Source organism: Streptomyces sp. SID3343 (assembly GCF_009865215.1).
Lineage (GTDB): Bacteria > Actinomycetota > Actinomycetes > Streptomycetales > Streptomycetaceae > Embleya.
The window spans coordinates 1-5,283 of record NZ_WWJX01000225.1; the positions used below are offsets into that span (position 1 = coordinate 1).

Here is a 5,283-nt window from a genome sequence, read left to right on the forward strand (position 1 = left end):
CGAGTCGGCCCGGCTTCCCGGTCCGCAGAGCCCGGCCGATCAGGCCGGTCCGGGCCAGGCGTGGGCCGGCGGCGCCGAGGAAGGCCGGCAGCAGCGTCACCGACGCGAGCACCATGGTCAGGACGACGATCGAGACGGCGAACCCGCCCACCGTCATGAACGGTACGTTCGCGACCGCCATGCCGAGGATCGATACGACGACGGTGCCGCCGGCGAAGACCACGGGCCTGCCCGCAGTGGCCACCGCTCGCCCCGCCGCCTCGCGGGGATCGAGCCCGCGCGCGAGGTACTCCCGGTGCCTGGCGAGCACGAACAGCGCGTAGTCGATGCCCACTCCGAGCCCGACCATGCTGCCCAGGACAGGGGCAAACGTCGGGACGTCCGTCACCCCCGCCAGTACCGTCATCGCGGCAACCCCGACGGTCAGCCCGAAGACCGCCATGCCGATCGGCAGCGCGGCGGCGACGAGCGAACCGAACGCCAGGAACAGGATCGCTGCCGCGGCGAGGATGCCGATCAGCTCGCTGGTGCCGCCGTCGGGGTCGGAGAAGGCGTAGAAGAGGTTCCCGCCCATCTCGATGCGCAGGGGCAGTTCGGCGCGCAGCCGGTCGCCGAGATCGACGAGGGCGTCGAGGTCTTCGGCCGACAGCCGGCTCTGGTCGGGGTACTGCACCCGGACGACCGCGATCCGCCCGTCGGCCGAGACAAGGCCGCCGCGCGCGGCGGTGTCCCCGCCCGCGTCGAGTGCCCCCGCCGGGTCGCTCGTGCCGAGCACGTGCGGCACCCGCTGCACCTCGCTCTGCAGCCGGGTGAGAGCGGTGCGCGCGCTGCCGCGGTCGAAGAACGTCGCACCGCCGTCGAGGGGGGTGACGACCACTTGGGCGGTCATCCCCTCCTGGCCGGTGCCGGCCCGCTCGATCAGTTGCGCGGCCCGTTGGGAGTCCAGTCCCGGGGCGGTCATCGAGTCCGCGGTCCGCCCGCCGATGGTGATCGCGGCGAGGACGGCAAGCGTGGCGGCGATCAGCCATGCCGCGATCACCCGCCAGGGATGGCGGGCGGCGCTTGTGCCCAAGCGCAACAGGGCTTTCGAGAGCATCGGTTCCTCCAACCACATCGGCGGCCGTCCTTGTACGGCCGCCGATGCCGAGGTTCGTCGCCACGGCGCTCTGCGGCATCGGCCCGCGGGCCGCGGATCCGTCGGCCGAAGGGCGGAGCGACGCCCCGTACTTTCGGCCGATGTGCGGCGCGGCGCGGACCCCGAGGCTGAGAACCGTGCTGCGAGAAGACCTGCGAACCCTGTGGACCCAACCCCGGCCGCCCGACGCTCCCGCCCGGGTGCGGCGGGACTGGATGCTGCTCGCCGCGGGCCTGGGCGGTGTGGTGCTGGAGGCAACCCTGCGCGAGAACGTCGTGTGGCGGCCGGTGGCGGTGGTGTTCGTCGTATGGCTGTGCCTGCTGTCCCTGTGGCGCCGGACTCGCCCACTGGCAATGGTCACGCTGGCGTTCGGCTCGGTGATCCTGCTCCAGCTCGCCTCGCTGGTCGCCGCACTGCGCGAGCCCGTCGGCCCGAACACCGCCGCGGTCGTGCTCGTGCTGGTGTACGCGCTGCCCCGGTGGGGATCGGGACGGGAGATCGTGCTGGGCAGCGCGGTGATCCTCACGGCCTTCGCGCTGTGTGCCGTCACGGACGAAACGCCGGCCGTCGAACAGGTCGGGGGCTTTGTCTTCCTGTTGCTGCCCGGCTTGATCGGGGCTGCCGTGCGGTTCCGGGTGGCCGGTCGCGAGCGGCGGTCGGAGCAGCTGCGCTCTCGCGAGCGTGAGCAGCTCGCCCGGGAACTGCACGACACGGTGGCCCACCACGTTTCGGCCATCGTGATCCGCGCCCAGGCGGGCCGGGTGCTCGCGGGCACCGACCCGTCCGCCGCCGTCGAGGCGCTGGAGGGGGTCGAGGAGGAAGGGGCGCGCACGCTGGAGGAAATGCGAGCCATGGTCACCGCGCTGCGCAACCGCGGGGCCGGCGCCGAGCTGGCGCCGCCTGCCGGTGTCGCGGATCTGGAGCGCCTGGTGCGCAACCCGGGCGGTCGCCTCAGGGTCGACCTGGGGCTCGACGGCGAACTGGACACGCTGCCCCCGGCCTTGGACGCGGCCGTCTACCGTATTGTGCAGGAGTCGGTGACCAACGCCATGCGCCATGCGGTCAACGCGACCGAGGTCGTCGTGCGGGTCACCGCGGAACGGCGCACGGTACGGGTGAGCGTGCGCGACAACGGCCACCGCACCGGCCGAGGCCGTGCCGGATACGGACTTGCCGGACTGCGCGAGCGCGCTGCCCTGCTCGGCGGCAAGCTACAAGCCGGCCCCGGCACCGAACAGGGCTGGCAGGTCGAGGCCGAGCTGCCGAGAGGGAGGACCGAGAGCGGTGCCCATCCGCGTCCTCGTCGCTGACGGCCAGGCCATCATCCGCACCGGGCTGCGGATCATGCTGAACGCCCAGCCCGACATCGAGGTGGTCGGCGAGGCCGCCGACGGACGGGAAGCGGTACGTCTGGCCCGCGAACTGCGCCCCGACGTCTGCCTGTTCGACATCCGCATGCCCGTGATCGACGGCCTCGAGGCCACCCGGTCGGTCGCCGGCCCGGGCGTCGCCGACCCGCCGGCCGTGGTCGTCATCACCACTTTCGACCTCGACGAGTACGTCTACGGCGCGCTGCGTGCCGGCGCCCGCGGATTCCTCCTCAAGGACACGGGACCGGACCTGCTGGCCCAGGCCGTCCGGTCGGCGTCCGGCGGTGAGGCGCTCATTGCGCCCAGCGTCACCGTGCGTCTGCTCCAGACATTCGCGGACCTGCCCGCCTGCCGGCCCGTGGCCCAGCCGGTCTCCCCCGTCACCGCCCGCGAGGAGCAGGTGCTCCTCGCCGTCGCTCGCGGGCTGACCAACACCGAGATCGCCGATGCACTGCACATCAGCCTCAGCACGGTGAAGACGCATCTGGCCGGCCTGATGGCCAAACTCGGCGCCCGAAACCGGGTCGAGATCGCGATGTGGGCCTACGAAACGCGCCGTATCCTCCCCGGAACCTGAGCCGGGTGCCGGCCATGTCCCATGAGTCCCCGCCCGGACCTCAGTGCACCGGTCGGCTCACGTCGGCTCCACGTGGACGGGTTTCGGTATTCGTTCCGGGTGTCCCCGGTAGGGCAGAGGTGGTGGAAGGACGAGCGTTCGCGTCGGGTTCGGGTGGGCAGATGTACGTTCATGGTCGATCACCCGCAGCTTGTGCAGACCGTTCTGGACACCACCGAGCCGAGAAAGCTCGCGGAGTTCTACCGTCTACTGCTCGGAATGTCGTACCGCCCCGGCGACGCGCCTCCTGAGGACGGGGCACCCGATGAGCCCGACTGGCTCGTCCTGCGTGACGTGGGCGGAGCGAACAAGCTTGCCTTTCAACGGGTCGAGCGTCTGCCGCGTACGACGTGGCCCCGGCATGACGTCCCGATGCAGATGCACTTGGACCTCTCCGTCCCCAGCACAGCCGATCTGTACGCGCAGCGCGACCGCGCGTCGGCGCTCGGAGCGCAGTTGCTGCTCGACGAGCACGACGATGTCGACGAACCGTTGTACGTGTTCGCGGATCCTTCCGGGCACCCCTTTTGCATCTTCGTCGCTGGGAGATGAACTGGATTGACTTGGCTTGGCTTGGCTTGGGTCGGCTCGGTTCGGCTCGGCTGGGATGGGTTCGGGGCGGACTGGGTCAGGTCGGTTCGGCCCGAGCGGGTGGCAGTCGGTCCGCGTCGGCCTGGCTGCCGAACGAGTGTTCGAGTGTTCGAGTGGGCGTTCGGGCTGCGGTGCGTTCGAGTGTCCTACGTGTTCGTCGGGGGCGGGCGTGGTCGGATGGGAGGGACACGTTCCGGCGGTGAGATGAGGTGGTGCTCGGTGGTGTCTCGTGGACCGTTCCGGATTCCGGATCTGGCGTCGAGGCCGTTCCGGTTGACGGTCGAGCGCATGATGGGTGCGGCGCCCGGCGTGCTCTATCGGGCGTGGACCGAGCAGTTCGATCTGTGGTTCGCCGCACCCGGCTCGGTGCTGATGACGGCCGAGGCGAACACGCCGTTCTTCTTCGAGACCGAGTACGCGCCCGAACCGGACGGGCCGGTGCAGCGACACCCGCACTACGGGAGGTTCCTGCGCCTGGAGCCGGATCGGCTCGTTTCACTCACGTGGGTCACGGGCGCGGGAGGCACCGAAGGTGCCGAAACGGTGGTCACCGTCGAACTCGCGCCTCGGCAGGGCGGCGGTACGCACCTCACACTCACCCACGCGGGGTTCCCCAACGACGAAGCATGCAGCCGGACCGAGGACGCTTGGCCGCTGGTCCTCGAACAACTCGACGTGCGGACCACGTCGATCGGCTGAGTCGTACGGGAGGCGGTGCGGGACGTAGGGGGCGCAGGTCGGAGTCGGGGCGGTCGGAGTCGGGCGGTCGGGAAGGTCGGGGAGGTCAGGGGCGGAGGGCGCCGGGGTTGGGGGACGGCGGCGGGGACGGGCGAGTTGCCGCTGATTGTTGCGGACGGGTCCCGATCACCCCTTCGGTGGCGGGGACTTCCGGCCGGTTGTCTGCGTCGCCTCGCGAAGCATCCTCGGGCGCCTTCGTATGCGGGGGCCGCGACCACTCGGCCCGGCCGTCGTTTGTTCACGCCTGTGCGCGGCGGTGGGCCGCCACCCGTTCGCGGGTGGCGCAGCGGCGGGAACAGTAGCGGCGGGGCGGGCCGCTGCCCTGGGTGAGGTAGACGTTTCGGCAGCTCGTCGAAGCGCAGACACCGCCGGGCGGACGCTGGTGGTCCCAGATCAGTACGGTCATCGCCAGGCACGACGAGGCCAGGAACCACGCGGCCCACGGCGCGTCGTCGTCGACGTCCAGGTGCGGGTGCCACGGGGTGCTGCCGTCGTGCGAGGTCAGGCGCAGGCCGCCGCCGCTGCGGTGCAGGAGGCCGTTCAGCCGGGCAGCGGCCTCGTCGACGTGGTCGGCGGCGAAGACCTCGCGCAGGAGTAGGGCGACGTCGCGCATGTCGGCGACGTCGGCCGTGGACAGGTCGAGGGGGTCGATCTCGCCGTGTGCGCGCAGGATTTCGGCGATCGCGTCCGGTGTCGGGGCCTGGCAGGCCCGGTCGGGATCGCGGGTTTTGTTCGTGTTGGGTTCGGTAACCGCGTCGGTCTCGATTGTCAGGGCGTTGACGAGCGCGGCGGTGCGCCGAACGGCGGTCTGTACCGAATGGCGTGTGGTCCAT

The 5,283-nt window shown here is 71.3% G+C and carries 6 protein-coding genes; 4 read left to right on the forward strand and 2 right to left on the reverse strand.

What is annotated here, in order from left to right:
- Positions 1–1,114 (reverse strand): MMPL family transporter (locus GT354_RS08230; RefSeq protein WP_237534501.1); only part of this gene is annotated, 1,114 nt, incomplete at its 3' end.
- Positions 1,115–1,272: 158 nt separating this feature from the next.
- On the opposite strand from GT354_RS08230, the gene GT354_RS08235 reads away from it, so the two are divergent.
- From GT354_RS08235 to GT354_RS08250, 4 genes are all read left to right on the forward strand, one after another.
- Positions 1,273–2,445, forward strand: coding sequence for a sensor histidine kinase (locus GT354_RS08235; protein ID WP_161355601.1), 1,173 nt, complete (start codon positions 1,273–1,275; stop codon positions 2,443–2,445).
- Positions 2,420–3,082, forward strand: a complete 663-nt coding sequence (locus tag GT354_RS08240; RefSeq protein WP_161355602.1) for a response regulator transcription factor — start codon at positions 2,420–2,422, stop codon at positions 3,080–3,082. Before GT354_RS08235 ends, GT354_RS08240 begins: the two co-directional genes overlap by 26 nt.
- A gap of 171 nt (positions 3,083–3,253) precedes the next feature.
- The gene (locus tag GT354_RS08245; RefSeq protein WP_161355603.1) at positions 3,254–3,673 is read left to right on the forward strand and encodes a VOC family protein; all 420 of its coding nucleotides are present in this window, start codon (positions 3,254–3,256) and stop codon (positions 3,671–3,673) included.
- Between the two features lie 258 nt (positions 3,674–3,931).
- Positions 3,932–4,411, forward strand: a complete 480-nt coding sequence (locus GT354_RS08250; protein WP_346011926.1) for an SRPBCC domain-containing protein — start codon at positions 3,932–3,934, stop codon at positions 4,409–4,411.
- Between the two features lie 277 nt (positions 4,412–4,688).
- On the opposite strand, the gene GT354_RS53640 is transcribed toward GT354_RS08250, so the two are convergent.
- The coding region (locus GT354_RS53640; RefSeq protein ID WP_237534502.1) for a CGNR zinc finger domain-containing protein at positions 4,689–5,283 on the reverse strand (595 nt) is incomplete at its 5' end.